Origin of the sequence: Chryseolinea sp. T2, assembly GCF_037203685.1 — a bacterium.
In the GTDB taxonomy this organism is placed as follows: Bacteria; Bacteroidota; Bacteroidia; order Cytophagales; family Cyclobacteriaceae; genus Chryseolinea.
Map to the genome: position 1 here is coordinate 295,144 of NZ_JBBCAU010000007.1, position 16,089 is coordinate 311,232.

Genomic DNA, 16,089 nt, shown 5'->3' on the forward strand with positions numbered 1-16,089 from the left:
TCTATTTAGCTTTGGCCTGCGCGTTGGGTAACAGGTTGTATTTTACCCAACCGAAAGAAGGTTCAGCAGCAAGGGCCTTCTCATAAATCGCAGTTGCCCTGGATGGATCATTGTGTCTGACGTATGCCTGACCGAGGAACGCCATGGTATCAAGGAATATCCAGTTATCCCGTGTCTTTTCCTTTTGGGTATTGTACAACGAGAGCGCCTTCTCATAGGCTGTGATGGCTTCCACAACGTCGCCACCATACGCCTCCGGAGTGTGAAACATGGAGTTGGCATACAGCTTCCAGACAAGTGGTGAATCGGGATCAGACTTACGTGCTTTGCTTAGCAACGAACTACTTTTCGGCCCGAGAAACATGCCCTTCGAAGGATCATACGCCATCTGCAGACCATGCACGGCAGCCAGCACGGCCATCGCCTCTCCCGCATGCATGCCCTTGATCGACTCAAGATTAATTACTGCTCCATCAATGTACTTCTTAAATGTTGCTTCATCCATTGAACGCATGGTTGCATTCAAAAGTCCATAGTGAGCCAATGCAAGTTTGAATTTCGTGTCGTCTGTTGGCGTTGTCTTCGCGTCAGCCTCAGCTGTGGTTACTACGTTCACCCAGGCCTTCTGAGCATCCGTCGTCGAACGACTCAGATATGCCTGATATGCAGCCGGATTAGATTCCAAAGACTGCGCAGTGCAGTCAATTGAGCTGGCGATCGTCAAAACAATCGACAATGCCATAAGGGTCTTGGTCTTCATTTGTATAAACTGGTTTATGTTATAAACTATATGGACAAAAAAATACTAGGGTTGGATGTAGGCCTTTAACGCATTCACATAGTCTTCAAACGCCTTGATGCCAGCCTTTGTAATAGAACACGTAGTAACAGGTTTCTTGCCCTTGAATGACTTGGTGACTTTCAGATATCCCGCATCAGACAACTTGTCCAATTGGATGCTAAGGTTGCCTGCAGTACTGTTCGTCTTCTCCTTTATGTAGGTGAACTCAGCAGAGTCCACAGTCAGCAACAAAGACATAATCGCCAGCCGCAGTTGTGAATGCAATAAAGGATCTAGGTCTTTGAACATCAGTCGCGCCTGTTTTTAAGCATGTAACCTGGAACGAGATAGCAACACGCAATTGCTACCGCACCAACGAGGGGCTGAAACTCACGAGGCAGGATGAAACTCACAATACCGGCTATCCAAAAAAGCACTCCTCCTATGATTAAAGGCCTGAATTTAAGAATGACGCCAGACGTAAAAGTTGGAATAGCACTGATCATGAGGATAATCGGTCCCAACTGGAAGTTGATCTGATAACCGAATATTACGAGCGTGAATATTACAACGCCCAGGCTTACCCACAAAGCAGTGCTAACGCGTTCAAAGTGGGTTGAAGTTCTTGCGGCGCTTCTGTGACGAAATCCCCATGCGAGAGATAGGATCCACGCAGGTATCGTAATGAGCCATACAAGATAAGGCCGTTCAAATCCGACGCGGTTGAGGGTAAACATCCCAAGGTTGGCAAGCAAAATAACCCAGCCCCAGAGCAAATAATAAAAACTATTTGCCTGTACGCGGCCTTTGGCTTCACTGATCATCCGGCTGATGAGTTCGAGACTTTGATTGGCTGTAAGTTCGTTTGAGGGTTCCATATTTATCTTTTGGAGATATATACGGATCAAATATAAACTGGTTTACAGTATAAACCAAATTATTTTAAAATACCCTGGATTCACCCTTCTCCTTGTAAATGCATGATTGCCTTTGTCGCCAATTGGATCTGCGTTTTTTCGCATCTGTTACGCTATCTTGAGCCTTGCGGCACGATTCAGTGAAATCAAATAAAAGATGCAATGAAACACGAATTTAAACCCGAAGGCTACAATTCTGCGTCGCCATACCTAATTGTAAATGGCGCACAAACAATGATCGATCTCCTGGTTAGTCTTTTCGACGCTCAACCGCTCCGACGATATGACCGTCCAGATGGAAGCATCATGCATACGGAACTCAGAATAGATGATAGTGTGATCATGCTTTCGGATGCTACTCAACAATGGCCGGCGGTGACAGTAATCATGCACGTTTATGTTCAGGATGTTGAGAAAGTGTATCAGCGGGCATTGACACTAGGATGCACCGCCGTTCAGGCCCCGAAGCAGCAGGAGGGCGATCCAGACCGGCGCGGCACGTTCGCCGACTTTGCAGGCAACATGTGGTCGGTGAGCACACAACTTTAGCAACGTGGGAGCCGGCTGAATTGCAGCGAAAGGTCCTACGGCAAATCGAAGCTATAAAGAATTTCAAGTTCCCCCTCTATGTCGCGCTGACTTGTCGTGTACCCATCAGCGTTGTACTCGTATTCGTATTTCGTTTCGCCAACAGAGCCATTTGCATTCTGAATACGCCACACCCGGGCATTGTTTTCGAATTGCACATGATACGGATTAATAAAATTAAGGAACAATGAGGAGGAGTTCTTCTTGTTATCGAAATCGAGGAACTGCGAGTTGGAAACTAGCGCGTAACCCCTGGTAACCGGATCATAATTCTCCAACTCCATTGATGTCGCATTTCCGGATTCATCATAAGTATAAAACTTACGGCTGATTGGCGTTTCATTATCGCCATCTATTGCCTTCGTCATCCATGCGTCTACTTTACCTGCTTCGTTGTAGATAAATGAATGCAAAAAAGCAACTCGCCCATTTGCATATTCGCGGGTCTCGATCATTCTCCTGTCATCATTATATCTGTACTGAAAAACCTGCGACTCATCCTCAGCTGTTATCCTCTGAATGTTTGGACCGTTGTAGATGACATAGAATATCATTTCAACGGAATCACTTTGATCATCGATTAATCCGTTTACAATTCTCATGATTCGATCGCTATCATCGTAGTGAAGGATGGTATAGTGGAACTCGCCATGAGACATGGCAATACTTTTCCGTTGTGGCTTTGGATTGGAATCTTCATCGTCGCAGCCGTTAAACATCAAGGCCAGTAGTGCAAGAATGAAAAGGCAGTATGGCGTAATCTTCATCTTTGGATATGTCATGGTTGTACTGACACACCAGATGGCGCCATGGTTGGAATAAGAATTAAGCATTGACGCAGAATCCCTTTACCCGGGGTATGATTCTGCAACTGCTCTCGGAAATCGGTCGAAAGAATTGGCTTTATGCCACTGTATCATACTAATCTACGTCCTACGACAGTTTACTTTTGAAGAATTCAATTGTTCTTGTCCATGCGAGATCGGCCGCAGCCTTGTCGTATCGCGGCGTTGTATCGTTGTTGAATCCGTGATTAACGTTATCGTACACGTAAGCCTGATAAGACTTGTTGTTTGCTTTCAACGCCGCCTCATAGGCTGGCCATCCTTCATTCACACGCGTATCCAGTCCTGCGTAGTGCAGCAAGAGCGGGGCCTTTATCTTTTGAACATCATCCGCAGAAGGCTGACCTCCATAGAAAGGAACAGCCGCAGCCAGGTCGGGAACACGCACTGCCATCATGTTGGCTATCCATCCCCCAAAGCAAAATCCAACAACGCCGACTTTACCATTGCAATCCTTGTTTTTCTTCAACGTTTCAAAAGCAGCAATAAAATCCTCAAGCATTTCGTTACGATCCCGTTTAGACTGCAGTTCTCTGCCCTGATCGTCGTTCCCCGGGTAGCCACCGAGTGGTGTGAGCGCATCAGGCGCCAATGATATGAAGCCAGCAAGCGCCACTCTCCTTCCTACGTCTTCAATATGTGGATTGAGGCCGCGGTTTTCATGCACAACCACAACGCCACCAAGTTTGCCATTAAACTTTGCAGGCATCGAAAGGAGTCCCTTTATCTTTCCTCCTCCCTTAGGCGATTCATATTCAACATAACTCGTCTTGATGCGTGGATCGTCCTTAGGTATTTGAAACCGCTCCTTGTAGTCCGGCATGAGAAAACTCATCAGGGATGTAACAGTCACTCCGCCGACCGCATAGACTGACAATCGCTGCATAAATGTTGATCGGTCAATTCGATTGTGAGCATAATCGTCGTACAGGTCAAATACTTCCTGCTTTATGTCTTCCTTCCGGATGGGATTTATATTTGAGTTCATGGCTTCTAATTTGGTAGAAGATAATAAATTGAATGCCAGTATACCAACCACAGGGAACGAATTTCCTTGGCTGGCTACTTGCTTATCCAGGCGCGTATGCTTTTGCAGTGATGTATATTACCTTGGGCTGTTTCTTCAGAATAAAAACCTAAGACGATGTCATTGAGGATAGTTTGGCCCCTGCTAATGTTGATCTTATGGATGTCCTTTCATGCTACTGGACAACCGTCGACAGTTGAGTTCAAGCGATATGATAATGGACCACGGCTGGATATGGACATCTATCCGCCAAGTCCTTCAGCAGACAAAATTGAAGATGCGTATAGCCCACTGGTAATATGCATATTTGGCGGTGGATTTCTTGCCGGATCGCGCACCGATGCAGTCTACCTTCCATATTACAAATTCCTTACAGAACAGGGCTTTACTGTTGCTGCCATTGACTACCGCCTCGGCTTAAAGGACGCAAAAAAACCACCTTCTCTTTTCAACCGTAAGCCGATCATTACTGCCATAGAAATTGCCGTCCAGGATGTATATGCAGCAACGGATTACCTGTTGAAGCACGCTACTGACTTGAAGTTGGATACCGGCAAGTTTATACTGAGTGGCTCGAGTGCTGGTGCTATCACCGCCCTACAGGCCGACTATGAAAAGCGTAACAACATGAAAAATGCCAAGGTCCTGCCCGCGGCTTTCCAATATGCCGCTGTGGTCTCGTTTGCAGGCGCCATCTACAGCCGCGAAGGCAGGCCCGACTATGACATCGCTCCAGCTCCAACGCTTTTTTTTCATGGAAGCAAAGACAACTGGGTACCTTATAATAAGGTGAGCCTCCTGGGCACCGGCGTCTACGGCTCAAAGTGCCTCGCTAAACGACGCAAAAAACAAGGCTATTCCTACTGTTTTTATTCATTTGAAAACGTTCGCCATGACGTAGCCGCATTTCCAATGAAAGAGTATCAACCTCAGATACAGGACTTCTTTCGCGATTTTGTATTCTCGAAGCGGCCTTTGTTTATCGACATCAACATAAAAGACCTCAATCGTAAAAATTCTTTTATGAGGAACCCGTCCGACATTTATAAGTAACTGACCGAATGTTTCATCGGTTTGGCGAGGCTATTAAGTATTTTCTTTTACTGTGTGCGAATTCTGATTTTAAAAAATTTGCAAGCCCTTAAGCGTTCTCGGTAACACCCTGTAAAACGCTGGTTTACAGCAATCGATGACGTTAAAGCAATGGTTTAAATTGACAGGAATTACCAGTACCTTTACATGATTCACCCATTCCGGAATGCACATCACAAAGGCGTTCATTGTGCTCATCATCCCTCTTCTGGGCTGGACCCTTTCAGTTGGACAGCCCGTCGGTGCCGATAGCCTGGAAAGATCATTAAGAGCCACTAAAGGAAAACCACGAGTGGATCTCCTGAACAAACTAACTTATACCTACATCACAAACGATAGCGCTAAAGTTAGTTCCTACAACAAGGAGGCGTTAACACTAAGTCATGCAATCGGCTATACCCAGGGTGAGGCAAGGGCTTATACCTATCGCGGGGTGGCCGAATATCTATCCGGTCAATTGGAAACAGGGCATTCAAATCTCCGCAGAGGCCTCGCTCTGGCCATGGCTTCTGGTGATAAGGAGCTTGCTGCTTATACCTATCTTCAATTGGGTAATTGCAGCCTCGAGGAAGTACAGATGGATTCCGCCATGCTCTTTTTCAAAAGCAGCCGGGCAATATTAAAGGACGGCGCCGATCCAGTCACCTTATCCAAATTGTATCGTAATATCAGCGCCCTGTATGGCCAACGGTATCAGACGGATTCACAACAATTCTATTTGGACCGCGCAATTGCAATACGCCGGACGCTGCCCAACAAAAACCTTCTCGTTGAAGCCCTTGCAATGAAGGCCGACCTTAACCTGGTATTGGGGAATATCCCTGCAGCCGAAAAACTCACCGAGGAAGCCACCGAGATTATTCGTGATCCTTCAACTGATCAGGAGTTCAAAAATGATGTCCGAAGACTTCACGCGTTATTGCTATTCAGAAAAGGCGACTTCGATAAAGCTTCCGTTCTGTTTGGCTCGGCCCGAAATTACTTTCTGCAGAAAAGTCTCATTCGAAAATATGTCACGCTGTTGATTGATGTGAGCCGCGTATTTACTGAACGCGGAGACTACGAGATCGCACTTGACAATTTGTACAACGGCTTAAAAGTTAGTCAGCTGCACGACTTCGATGCTGAGAGTACCATTATCCGAATTCAGATCGGATGGATCAATCACTTTCTCGGCGATCCTGAGCATGCTGTGCTCATGGCTGACGAGGCCATGCAGAGTAATCCTCAAAAGCTCCTTAAGGGAGACGTTGCCGACGGCCTTACATTGAAAGGTGTTGCGCTCATCGATTTGAAGAAGTTTAATGCATCGTATATCTGTCTTGATTCAGTGCTGCACATCTACAAGCGCTTTGGGAGTCAGCAAGGCGTGAGCGAAACGCATATGCATCTTGGCTACCTCAACCTGCAACGGAATGCCTACACACGGGCGATTGCTGATTACACAGAGAGTATTCAACTTGCCGAAAGAATACCGAGTGATCAGGTGCTTGCCTGGGCATACTGGGGCCGCGGTCAGGCCAAAGTTTTAAACAAAGACCTGAACAATGCACTACCTGATCTTGAGCGCTCGGAGCAGTATGCGAGGCGGTTTGGTGCAAAAGAGGTGATCGTCAGAAACTATAACACACGAAGAAATCTCCTCTCTGCACAAGGCAGGTTTAAAGAAGCACTCTCATTTTCAATACTGGCCGAACAACTCGACGACTCCCTGCGTAAAACCGATATCGCCCGTCGATTTATTAACCTGGAAAAGATTCAGGAGATTGAACAGCGCAATCGTGATATTCAGTCGCTACAACAGGAACAACTTCTTTCCAACAACAAGATCCAGCTCCAGGACGAGAAACTAAAGAAGCAGTCCATCATGATAATTGCCGGACTGATTGGGCTATTGCTCCTCGCTGCCCTCTCGTTTGCTTACTATCGCTTTTATGAGCGCACCAGGCTGTTCAACGTTTCTATTACCGAAAAGAATGCGCGCATACAGGCGCAGGCTGATAAGCTCCAGGAAGTAAATGGAGAATTAAGCAGACTCTACAGTGAAGTATCGGAACAGAAACAGGAGATCCAAACGCAAGCCGAGAAACTTTCCGATAGCCATCAAAGCATCAGCGAGATGAATCGCGGACTGGAACAGATCGTTGCCGAAAAAACCGTCGAACTTCGACGCATTAACGAAGAGCTGATTAAGAACAATAACGAATTACTACAATTTTCTTTTACAGTTTCGCACAACCTGCGTGGACCTGTTGCACGCCTTCTCGGCCTCTCCGATCTTGTGTCACGTCAGGAACTTCCCGCGGAGACACGACAGTTGGTAGACTTCATTGACGTTACCGCTGAGGAACTTGATCACATTATCAAGGATCTGGTTGATATCCTTGAACTACGCAACGACCCAAAATTCAGTCGCGAACATATTGTTCTCGAAGAAGAATGGACGCAGATCGTGGGACGCCTCAAAGATAATCTTACAGGCGTTGAGGAATTGTCCTCCGATTTCAAAAAACTTCCGGAGTTGTATACTGTCCGAAGTCTGCTCGGAAACATACTATATAACCTTTTGAGCAATTCTATAAAGTTCCGCTCACCTGAAAGAGCACTAAAAGTTCAGGTTTCCAGTCATGTAGAAAACGGACGTGCTGTCCTGGAAGTTCGCGATAACGGATTAGGTTTCAACATTAAACAGCATCGCGATAAAGTATTCAAACTTTATCGAAGATTTCACTCACACGTTGGCGGTCGGGGTATGGGATTGTACCTGATCAAAACCCAGGCGGAAGTTCTTCATGGATCTGTCGAGGCAAGTTCAGAACCCGATAAAGGTGCGCTCTTCCGCATCATACTACCACTGAACGGCGAAGAGCACGCATAGAATCCCGATTTATTAATCGATCAATCTCCGATGATAGTTCACCTGGCCAAGATGGTAAGTTAGATGCGTAGCCAGATGGATCAGCATATACTCGATTGAAGTCATCTCTTCAAACACCAGAATTGGAAATTGTTCTTTTAGATCGTTCTCCGAAACTTTGTCCAGCGCGCTATCGACTACTTTAATTGTGTTATCGATCATGCTCAAAAGCTTTTCCCGAGGAACGTCTTTCAAAGCGAACTCTGCGGGCCGGTCGCGAACGTAGTCGGTCCCACCGAGTTCCTTGCCGATGTACGTGTTCAGATTACCGACGAGATGGAGGCAGAGATTTCCACCCGAATTGGCTATGTTCTTTTCAATCCTCCAAATGTTTGATTCCTGATTGTAAGAAGTTATCTCAGTCCTCAGCTTTGCAAGATCCCGGCTAAACAGCTTCTTCAATGTTTGAATTGCCATGATTGGTGCATATTGATGTTAGCGCAAGATAGAAACTTGAACAAATCGCAACCCGCGTTTCGCCTCTTAAAGAGCGTAGTGCTACTTGAATGCCCGGATGCGTTTCTGAACTATTTTGCTCTAAGATATTGGCTAGGCCATTGAATCTCAGAACCGAGCTCCTTGGCTGCATGCAACGGAAAGTAAGGATCGCGCAGCATCTCTCTCGCGATTGAAATGGCGTCCGCTTCCCCGTTTTGCAAAATTGCCTCAGACTGTCTCGCGGTAGTGATCATGCCCACAGCGCTTGTCGCTATGCCGGCTTCCTTTCGGATTGTCGCAGCGAACGGAACCTGATATCCGGGTCCCAACGGAATGACTGGACGCTCAAGTGTTCCACCCGAAGAGCAATCAATCATATCAACTTCCAGTTTCTTCAGCTCTTTCGCAAGGACGACGCTCTGTTCAACGTCCCAACCACCAGACTCGGCCCAATCGGTTGCAGAGATACGCACAAACACCGGCCACTCCTTTGGCCATGCCTGGCGAACAGCAGCAGCAACCTTTAACGGAAGCCTCATTCGATTCTCAAGAGCGCCGCCATAATTATCCTGTCTCCTGTTAGATATCGGGGACAAAAACTCATGTAACAAATACCCGTGAGCCATGTGAATTTCAACCACTTGAAATCCTGCATCCTTTGCCCGGTTTGCTGCAGCAACAAAATCCACTACCACCTGCTCAACTTCCAATGACGACAACTCCCGGGGTACTGGATACGTTGCACTGAAAGGAGTATTGCTCGGCCCCACTGGCGTCCAGCCTCCGGTTTCTATTTTTCCATGCCCCTGCCACGGAATTTTAGTCGATGCCTTTCGGCCGGCATGGGCCAACTGAATTCCTGGAATCGCCCCCTGCTCTTTTATGAAGGCAGTAACGGGTTTAAATGCCTCCTTCTGTTCATCATTCCATATTCCCAGATCGGCAGGACTGATCCTCCCGATATCAGTTACCGACGTGGCTTCAGCAATAACCAGTGCAGCGCCGCCTACAGCTCTGCTTCCTAAATGCACGAGGTGCCAGTTGTTGGGAACACCATCAGTCGCTGAGTACTGACACATTGGAGCTACAAATATCCGATTACGAAAAGTAAGATCACGGATCTTAAGGGGAGCAAACAGCTTTGCTGACATAGGTTGAAAGAAATCAATTTAAATTAAAATCCGGCATATCCTGCAGTTCTCAGAACAGCCAGTTTACAATACTAGATACACGATAGATCGGCACGAAGTTCAATAGACAGCTAAAAAAAGCAATGCCTGCCTTGCAAATTTCCATGCACACGATGACGTTAAAGGTAACGGAATTCCATAGGCCTTACACCTGGCGGAAATATCCTCTTATTTTAGCAATCAATAGGATCGCAGAAGTACCGCCAATCGGCTTGGCGGCTGCATTGGTGAGCGGGCTGGTGCTTAAGAAAAAAACGAAGCAGGATATACCAGAAGCACAAACAGGAAAATGATCACCTGTCAAATTGCATATGAAGCGGCATCATGTAATCATATTCCAGGATCAGTTCTATCTTGCACGACTTAAACACCTGATTTGAAATTCAAGATCGACGGATTCGTGGCCGCAATCATAGTTGTGATAGCGATCGCCTACATGGTTCCTCAGTTGGGTCGCGATGACAGCCCTTTGCCCCTTGATACAATCGGGTCGATCGGCGTTTCTCTGATCTTTTTCTTCTATGGCTTAAAACTCAGTCGTGAAAAGCTTGTATCAGGATTAAAAAACTGGAAGCTTCATGTTCTTGTGCAAAGCACTACGTTCCTTCTCTTTCCGTTGATAGTATTGGTATTCCTGCCTTTTGTTGAAGGTGAACACGCCCATCTTATATGGCTGGCATTTCTTTTTCTCGCGGCCCTTCCTTCCACGGTTTCTTCGTCGGTAGTAATGGTCTCAATCGCCAAAGGCAACATACCAGCTGCTATATTTAATGCCAGTATCTCGGGATTAGTTGGAATAGTGATCACACCTTTGTGGATGGGATTGTTCATCCAGCAAACATCTTCAGAATTCGATCTCAGTCAAATTTACCTTAAACTTACGTTAGAAATTCTTGGTCCGGTTTTGCTAGGTATAATACTACAGCGCTACCTTGGAAAGTATGTTCAGCGGTACAGCAAGCAACTTTCCACTTTCGACAAGTCCGTAATTCTTCTGATTATTTACAGGAGCTTCGCCGAATCGTTTGATCAGAACATATTTGGATCTGTAGGGGTGATTGACCTTCTCACTATTCTGTTCGCATCGCTCGTGCTATTCTTTAGTGTCTATAGTTTCTCAGGCTACTTGTCACGAGTTTTGCGTTTCACACACGAAGATCAAATCACTGCGCAGTTTTGTGGCACAAAGAAATCGTTGATTCATGGAACTGTCTTTTCCAAAATACTCTTTCAGAACAGCGCCCAGGTGGGAATCCTGTTACTTCCTCTGATGATGTTTCATGCGATGCAAATCTTCATCATCAGCATTATTGCATCAAAAAAGAGCGACCAGGGTACTACCATGCGCTGATACGGTCATAACTAACACACGATGTATAGTTCGTTGTGTTATTTAATATTTTAACAACCAAAATGGAGATAAAGCCGGTCATCGTCTTCCATCACATTCAGAAGATCAAGCAGAGCTGTCTTGTCATTCATGGGCAGCATTGTCGTGTCTAGAACCCAATCTTTTGCCTCAATAAAGTCGACAGGCCGGAAGAGGACAGCACAAGGTTCACCGCTAACAAAGTCAACGGCGATACGAAACGCTACCGTTATCTCCTGCCCTGCTATACTAATTCCACCTTCAAATTCCATCCATTTATACCAGAGGGGCTCTTCATCATAGGTGGAATTCCACGCCTCCTCTGATAGTCGAAACGGTGTGATGATAAAATTCATCGACTCGGTATTTATCATTATGAGTGTGCGGGTTGCGCTAAGCATCAGTCTTGAGTTATCAGCCACTATCCTTAAATTCCGGCGGGCTGTCCGAACGGAATGTCGACCGCTGACTTAAAACCTTGCAGATCTGCCAGCACCATCCTTTCGAATGCCGGATTCAAAGCTTGTGCTAATTTCTCACCGGCGAGTCCGGCAGGCGCCCTGTAGGTAATTGTCACATTTACGCGAGTCCTGCCTTCACCAATATCAACGAACTCAACTTTGCCCGCATTGTGCAAGGGAGATCCTTCACTTGACTCCCAGCCTATTGCTTCATCCTCTTTATCGAGCACGATGGTTGCTTTCCAGCGGATATTCATTGGCAGGCCAGGGATCGACGCTGACCATTCAGAATGCTTATTATCAAGTTCCTCGACACGCGTGATATGCTTCATGAATGACGGAAGGTTTGAAAGCCTCCGCCAGTAATGATATACTTCCGACCTGGGGCGATCCACCATTACCGATGTACGTACATTAACATTTCGGGGATAGGTTATTACATGCCCACCCATGAAATTATAAAGCACGCAATTACCAGTGGCCGCGCGATAAAATAAGTAAGCTGCTGCTCCCAGCCCTAATAAGCGCGATGGGCGCGCGAGGACAGAATACAGCAATGCTCCTCCGGCTGCAGCAGAAATCAAACGCTCGGCTATGCTGAGGTTTTGATTGATCGTTATATCATCAGGCACTACCTTAACGATGCCATTTGCATCTGAACTGTCAGCTTGCAGGGCCGTACTTGTTCTTCCTCCTTTGATCCGGGTATTCATGGCGATTTCAACTTGATTGGTTTACAAACTTGATTTTGACCTCACTGAATTATAGTCAATGATCTACTGCGAATAGCGCATGATTGCTACCATCATTCTGCGCATCGGCATTTCGTTTTCTTCCAGCATAAACACCTTTCCGCCCGATAAGACAGTCTTAAGAATAGTTCTATCAATCAAATCGTGGTCCGTCGGCGTTTCCGAAGCGTGAACGATCAGTTTATCATTGATGTCATCAAAAGACCCGTACAATCTCGCACTCTTACTAACAAACAAAGTGTCGATCCTCCGATAATAAGCTGCGCGGACAATATCATCGATGATGTGCGCTGTTAATTCCGTCGCGGATTTATTGCCGTAGTCGTTCAACGCCTTCTTCTTTGCTTCTTCAAAGTATTCATGCATCACTTCCGATGCAGCAGCAAAGAGTTTGTCTTCGTTCTCGTATTCGAGGTTTCCGGTAATGGCCTTATCCCAAACATGATTGTATTTAGTTACTTTCCTGTAGATTGGAATAAGGTATCCGACGCCGGCCAGCAATAGAGGAGCAGTTGAATCGTGGAGCACTTCCTTGCGAATGGTGCTGTCCACCTCCGCCAGATACATCGCAATGTTCTCCTTATCATCAGGACGACTCGAACCCGTACCGTGATAAACTCCACCACCGCCACCACCGCTGCTTCCAGTTCTGAATAAGTTCTCATCGTCCTTTTCTTCGAGATGAACAACATCTTCAATACCGTTTGGCATTTCGTTCAATTGAATGAAAGTCAACCCAAACCTGTCGCCGCGAAACAATTTCGATTGCTTTTTGCTGACGACCAATAAAAAGTAGTGCTGATTATTTGTGAGAAAGGGCAACAAAGGCGAGACAACGAAAGCACTGTTCACCACGGTTTGCTGCTGTGTTGCCGACGGTATGGCTACATACTTGAAGTATCCATCCGAAAGGAAGAATGCGAGCCCGCGGGCAGATTGAGAACTCCAAAATTCCCCATTGCGCAGCAGTTCATAACCTGGCGAAAGCACGCGTTGCATCAGGGCCTTTTCATTTTCCTGCGCAGACTTTTCAGCCTGTTGAAGCGCAGATTTGAAGGCAATTGCGTCCGCCTGCTCATTCCTATCAACAGTCATCTGTTCTGTAGACAGATAGATCGAAATGCATGGAGTTCCTTTATGATCAAACAACTCATTCAGGAAGTCACGGGAAATTTCCGCCACACTTTCCGGTGTTGCGTCACTGGCTGTATTACCTGCTTGCTGATTCCTTACCGTAGTAGATCTCAGTGTGGTTTTTCTTCTTTCGTTCCGCTTCTCCGGATTTCGGTTTGGATGCCGAACCTGGGCACTCGTTATATTGTTTGTATCCGGATCAATACCGTATCGATCTTCAATTTCAATTTGCTTTTCAAGGTTATTGTGGTCAATAGTAATATCCATTGTTGCACCTCGTACTGAGGGCGCTCCACCACTCGGGTGAAGGTTTCCTTCTCTGTCTTTCGCCATGATTCAATGGGTTTAATGTCAGACAATATATTGGCTCGTCATGAAGTTGTAATCCAGCACTTGCGTTGTACGATGCGTATGTGAAATCACCTTTGTTCATTTAAGCCACACCTAATCACGTTGGGTTCAATTCATATGCCATGTAATAATGGCTTTCTGCGAACTGTATGCACATATCGGGAAAAATGAAGTGTGCGGTTGATCCACAATCATTCATCAATTCGAGGAATGACACTATGGTCTAATTTTTGAAACAATAACTATCGCCAATAATCTCCCGATCAAACTGTATCTCTGGATCAGGCTGAATTTTTCTATTCGTGGGTGGCAATATTTGGTTAATGAAACGCTTTCACCAAATTAGATGAAATTGATGGCGCCGCATTATGGAAAACTACACAAACACGCATTGGCCACGTACATCTGAAAGTCTCTAACCTGCAACGTTCCCTTGACTTCTATTGCCAGCTCCTGGGTTTCCAGGTAATGACAACCTATGGCGTTGATGCGGCTTTCATATCTGCCGGCGGTTACCATCATCATATCGGACTGAACACCTGGTACAGCAAGAATTCCCCGCCGGCGTCAAGGGATGGCGTGGGTTTGTTTCATAATGCAATCCTGTATCCGACACGTAAAGACCTGGCGGCTATTTATGTGCGGCTGCATGAGGCCGGCTATCCCCTCACCGGTGCTTCCGATCACGGCGTCTCTGAAGCGCTTTATCTAAACGATCCCGACGGCAACGGTGTAGAATTGTATTGGGATCGCCCAAGAGAAGAATGGCCACTTAATTCGGACGGAACGCTTGTGATGTACACGCGTCCGCTTCGTCTGGATGATTTAGTTGGTGAACTTGCCCGATAGTCTCAAACAAAATTTCTGATAACACAACAATACTGATCAGCTCTCCCACAAAAGGACTATCTTCACACCAAACACCGTAGTCTTGAAAAAATATTTGATCCTCGCATTACTGGGCAACGTACTGTGCAATCTCTCTCTGCACGGACAATCCATTACATCCGATCATGATACGCATATCGACTTTAAGAAGTTCAAAACCTACGCCTGGCTGGCCCCTGGCGATAGCGTACTGAACCGTTATAGAAGAGATAAATTATTCAGTGGTTCAATAACGTATGCAGCGAACGCCGAATTAAAGAGTCGTGGCATGGCAATGGACACACTTAAGCCAGACGCAGTCTTCCTGTTCTTCACAAGTGTTGAAGAGATCACTACCTATTCACAAACTCCAACACTTAGCCTCGGCCTTGGTGTAGCTGGGCCTGGATATTATGTTGCGGGATCCGCTCCTGTTGCCGGTGGCAAGATCATTGAAAAAACTGAAGCCGATGGCGTATTGAAATTTGCCATGTACGACACTGAAACGAGAAAACAGGTCTGGACAGGAATGGTGAATAAAACCTTCAATCCTTCCGACGACGTTTCGGAGTTAGTCATGGAATACACAGCAAAGATCTTCAAGAAGTATCCCCTCAAGAAATCGCGTTAACTTCCGTCTTCAAACTGAATCGATTGAACATGAAAAGCAACATGATGGCTATACGTTGCGCACTAATCATGTGCTCACTTGCCGCATGCCAGGGGAATAGGAATCATTACGAAGGCAAACCTTTCAGCGATGCGCAGAACAAAGCTGCACAGACAATACCTGGCCGGCTCCAGTTCGAGCTTTATGATCTTGGCGGAGAGGGCGTAGCATTTCACGATAATGACTCAACCAACTCAGGAAGCGGAAAACTGAATCCGGCGGATGGAAACTATCTGAATGAGTTCAGGTTGCATGAACCGGTTGATATATCCTACACGAAATTTCGCGACCCTCTGATCGACAACTCTCCATTCAACTTCGTTGAACCGGAGCCGGATCAACTTTATGTGGGCTGGACTGCACCAGGGGAGTGGATCAAATATACTGTAGATGTCAAAGAATCCGGAAAGTATAGACTAGGTCTAATGTATACTGCCAACCAGGATGGGCAGATCGCGCTATCAGTTAACGACGTTGATGTAACGGGCCCAATCGATGTGCCTTCCACCTATGTAGATAAGGATACGATCGCCTGGCGTCAGTGGCATCATTGGAACTATCTCGATCAGTTACCATTCGTTCAATTGGAAAAAGGAACGCAGGTGTTAACGCTTCATACTATAGCCGTGGGACAGATGAACTACGAGCACCTCGATTTTGAGCTTATCAAGTAGCTGGACAGCGCGCAAT

17 protein-coding genes are annotated in these 16,089 nt (G+C 46.2%); 7 read left to right on the forward strand and 10 right to left on the reverse strand.

Annotation, left to right across the window (positions count from 1 at the left end):
- Nucleotide 1: 1 nt before the first annotated feature.
- The 3 genes from WBG78_RS22465 to WBG78_RS22475 are packed head-to-tail and all read right to left on the reverse strand — an operon-like array spanning nt 2 to nt 1,659.
- Nucleotides 2-760: a tetratricopeptide repeat protein gene (locus WBG78_RS22465; protein WP_337328745.1), complete on the reverse strand. Its 759-nt coding sequence runs from the start codon at nt 758-760 to the stop codon at nt 2-4.
- A 45-nt stretch (nt 761-805) separates the two neighbouring features.
- A complete protein-coding gene (locus WBG78_RS22470; protein ID WP_337328746.1) occupies nt 806-1,090 on the reverse strand; it encodes a winged helix-turn-helix domain-containing protein in 285 nt (94 codons plus the stop codon).
- Complete coding sequence (locus WBG78_RS22475) at nt 1,090-1,659, reverse strand: hypothetical protein (protein ID WP_337328747.1); 570 nt, start codon at nt 1,657-1,659, stop codon at nt 1,090-1,092. The genes WBG78_RS22470 and WBG78_RS22475 overlap by 1 nt, the downstream gene beginning before the upstream one ends.
- A gap of 201 nt (nt 1,660-1,860) precedes the next feature.
- Here WBG78_RS22475 and WBG78_RS22480 point away from each other — a divergent pair, with 201 nt between their 5' ends.
- Nucleotides 1,861-2,247 carry a VOC family protein gene (locus tag WBG78_RS22480; protein WP_337328748.1) on the forward strand — a complete coding sequence of 129 codons (387 nt, stop codon included), beginning with the start codon at nt 1,861-1,863 and terminating at the stop codon, nt 2,245-2,247.
- 35 nt (nt 2,248-2,282) lie between these two features.
- On the opposite strand, the gene WBG78_RS22485 is transcribed toward WBG78_RS22480, so the two are convergent.
- Together WBG78_RS22485 and WBG78_RS22490 are read right to left on the reverse strand one after the other, a co-directional pair.
- A complete protein-coding gene (locus tag WBG78_RS22485; protein ID WP_337328749.1) occupies nt 2,283-3,068 on the reverse strand; it encodes a hypothetical protein in 786 nt (261 codons plus the stop codon).
- Between the two features lie 151 nt (nt 3,069-3,219).
- On the reverse strand, nt 3,220-4,107 hold the full coding sequence (locus tag WBG78_RS22490; RefSeq protein WP_337328897.1) for a dienelactone hydrolase family protein: 888 nt from the start codon (nt 4,105-4,107) through the stop codon (nt 3,220-3,222).
- 168 nt (nt 4,108-4,275) lie between these two features.
- Between WBG78_RS22490 and WBG78_RS22495 the strand changes: the two genes are divergently transcribed.
- Entirely contained in the window at nt 4,276-5,211 is a 936-nt protein-coding gene (locus WBG78_RS22495; protein WP_337328750.1) for an alpha/beta hydrolase, read from the forward strand.
- A gap of 205 nt (nt 5,212-5,416) precedes the next feature.
- On the forward strand, nt 5,417-8,128 hold the full coding sequence (locus tag WBG78_RS22500) for an ATP-binding protein (RefSeq protein ID WP_337328751.1): 2,712 nt from the start codon (nt 5,417-5,419) through the stop codon (nt 8,126-8,128).
- Between the two features lie 12 nt (nt 8,129-8,140).
- On the opposite strand, the gene WBG78_RS22505 is transcribed toward WBG78_RS22500, so the two are convergent.
- Both WBG78_RS22505 and WBG78_RS22510 read right to left on the reverse strand, forming a co-directional pair.
- Entirely contained in the window at nt 8,141-8,584 is a 444-nt protein-coding gene (locus tag WBG78_RS22505; RefSeq protein WP_337328752.1) for a DUF1572 family protein, read from the reverse strand.
- Between the two features lie 110 nt (nt 8,585-8,694).
- Nucleotides 8,695-9,756: an NADH:flavin oxidoreductase/NADH oxidase gene (locus WBG78_RS22510; protein WP_337328753.1), complete on the reverse strand. Its 1,062-nt coding sequence runs from the start codon at nt 9,754-9,756 to the stop codon at nt 8,695-8,697.
- Nucleotides 9,757-10,171: 415 nt separating this feature from the next.
- On the opposite strand from WBG78_RS22510, the gene WBG78_RS22515 reads away from it, so the two are divergent.
- The gene (locus tag WBG78_RS22515) at nt 10,172-11,146 is read left to right on the forward strand and encodes a bile acid:sodium symporter family protein (protein ID WP_337328754.1); all 975 of its coding nucleotides are present in this window, start codon (nt 10,172-10,174) and stop codon (nt 11,144-11,146) included.
- A gap of 50 nt (nt 11,147-11,196) precedes the next feature.
- Here the strand turns inward: WBG78_RS22515 and WBG78_RS22520 are convergent, their stop codons facing one another.
- The 3 genes from WBG78_RS22520 to WBG78_RS22530 all read right to left on the reverse strand — a co-directional run bounded on the left by WBG78_RS22520 (nt 11,197) and on the right by WBG78_RS22530 (nt 13,844).
- A complete protein-coding gene (locus tag WBG78_RS22520; protein ID WP_337328755.1) occupies nt 11,197-11,520 on the reverse strand; it encodes a hypothetical protein in 324 nt (107 codons plus the stop codon).
- Between the two features lie 71 nt (nt 11,521-11,591).
- Complete coding sequence (locus WBG78_RS22525; RefSeq protein WP_337328756.1) at nt 11,592-12,338, reverse strand: SRPBCC family protein; 747 nt, start codon at nt 12,336-12,338, stop codon at nt 11,592-11,594.
- 63 nt (nt 12,339-12,401) lie between these two features.
- Nucleotides 12,402-13,844 (reverse strand): baeRF7 domain-containing protein, encoded by a 1,443-nt coding sequence (locus WBG78_RS22530; RefSeq protein WP_337328757.1) that lies wholly within the window; start codon nt 13,842-13,844, stop codon nt 12,402-12,404.
- 369 nt (nt 13,845-14,213) lie between these two features.
- Between WBG78_RS22530 and WBG78_RS22535 the strand changes: the two genes are divergently transcribed.
- The 3 genes from WBG78_RS22535 to WBG78_RS22545 all read left to right on the forward strand — a co-directional run bounded on the left by WBG78_RS22535 (nt 14,214) and on the right by WBG78_RS22545 (nt 16,073).
- Complete coding sequence (locus tag WBG78_RS22535) at nt 14,214-14,711, forward strand: VOC family protein (RefSeq protein ID WP_337328898.1); 498 nt, start codon at nt 14,214-14,216, stop codon at nt 14,709-14,711.
- An 82-nt stretch (nt 14,712-14,793) separates the two neighbouring features.
- Nucleotides 14,794-15,360, forward strand: coding sequence for a DUF4136 domain-containing protein (locus WBG78_RS22540; protein ID WP_337328758.1), 567 nt, complete (start codon nt 14,794-14,796; stop codon nt 15,358-15,360).
- Between the two features lie 29 nt (nt 15,361-15,389).
- The gene (locus WBG78_RS22545) at nt 15,390-16,073 is read left to right on the forward strand and encodes a carbohydrate-binding protein (RefSeq protein ID WP_337328759.1); all 684 of its coding nucleotides are present in this window, start codon (nt 15,390-15,392) and stop codon (nt 16,071-16,073) included.
- The last annotated feature ends 16 nt before the right edge of the window (nt 16,074-16,089 follow it).

What these genes read in the sequence shown, in the direction of transcription:
- WBG78_RS22495 (WP_337328750.1), top strand. Translation starts at nt 4,276, where the DNA reads ATGTCATTGAGGATAGTTTGGCCCCTGCTAATGTTGATCTTATGGATG.
- WBG78_RS22500 (WP_337328751.1), top strand. Translation starts at nt 5,417, where the DNA reads ATGCACATCACAAAGGCGTTCATTGTGCTCATCATCCCTCTTCTGGGC.
- WBG78_RS22465 (WP_337328745.1), bottom strand. Translation starts at nt 760, where the DNA reads ATGAAGACCAAGACCCTTATGGCATTGTCGATTGTTTTGACGATCGCC.
- WBG78_RS22525 (WP_337328756.1), bottom strand. Translation starts at nt 12,338, where the DNA reads ATGAATACCCGGATCAAAGGAGGAAGAACAAGTACGGCCCTGCAAGCT.
- WBG78_RS22485 (WP_337328749.1), bottom strand. Translation starts at nt 3,068, where the DNA reads ATGACATATCCAAAGATGAAGATTACGCCATACTGCCTTTTCATTCTT.
- WBG78_RS22520 (WP_337328755.1), bottom strand. Translation starts at nt 11,520, where the DNA reads ATGAATTTTATCATCACACCGTTTCGACTATCAGAGGAGGCGTGGAAT.
- WBG78_RS22475 (WP_337328747.1), bottom strand. Translation starts at nt 1,659, where the DNA reads ATGGAACCCTCAAACGAACTTACAGCCAATCAAAGTCTCGAACTCATC.
- WBG78_RS22480 (WP_337328748.1), top strand. Translation starts at nt 1,861, where the DNA reads ATGAAACACGAATTTAAACCCGAAGGCTACAATTCTGCGTCGCCATAC.
- WBG78_RS22505 (WP_337328752.1), bottom strand. Translation starts at nt 8,584, where the DNA reads ATGGCAATTCAAACATTGAAGAAGCTGTTTAGCCGGGATCTTGCAAAG.
- WBG78_RS22530 (WP_337328757.1), bottom strand. Translation starts at nt 13,844, where the DNA reads ATGGCGAAAGACAGAGAAGGAAACCTTCACCCGAGTGGTGGAGCGCCC.
- WBG78_RS22545 (WP_337328759.1), top strand. Translation starts at nt 15,390, where the DNA reads ATGAAAAGCAACATGATGGCTATACGTTGCGCACTAATCATGTGCTCA.
- WBG78_RS22510 (WP_337328753.1), bottom strand. Translation starts at nt 9,756, where the DNA reads ATGTCAGCAAAGCTGTTTGCTCCCCTTAAGATCCGTGATCTTACTTTT.
- WBG78_RS22470 (WP_337328746.1), bottom strand. Translation starts at nt 1,090, where the DNA reads ATGTTCAAAGACCTAGATCCTTTATTGCATTCACAACTGCGGCTGGCG.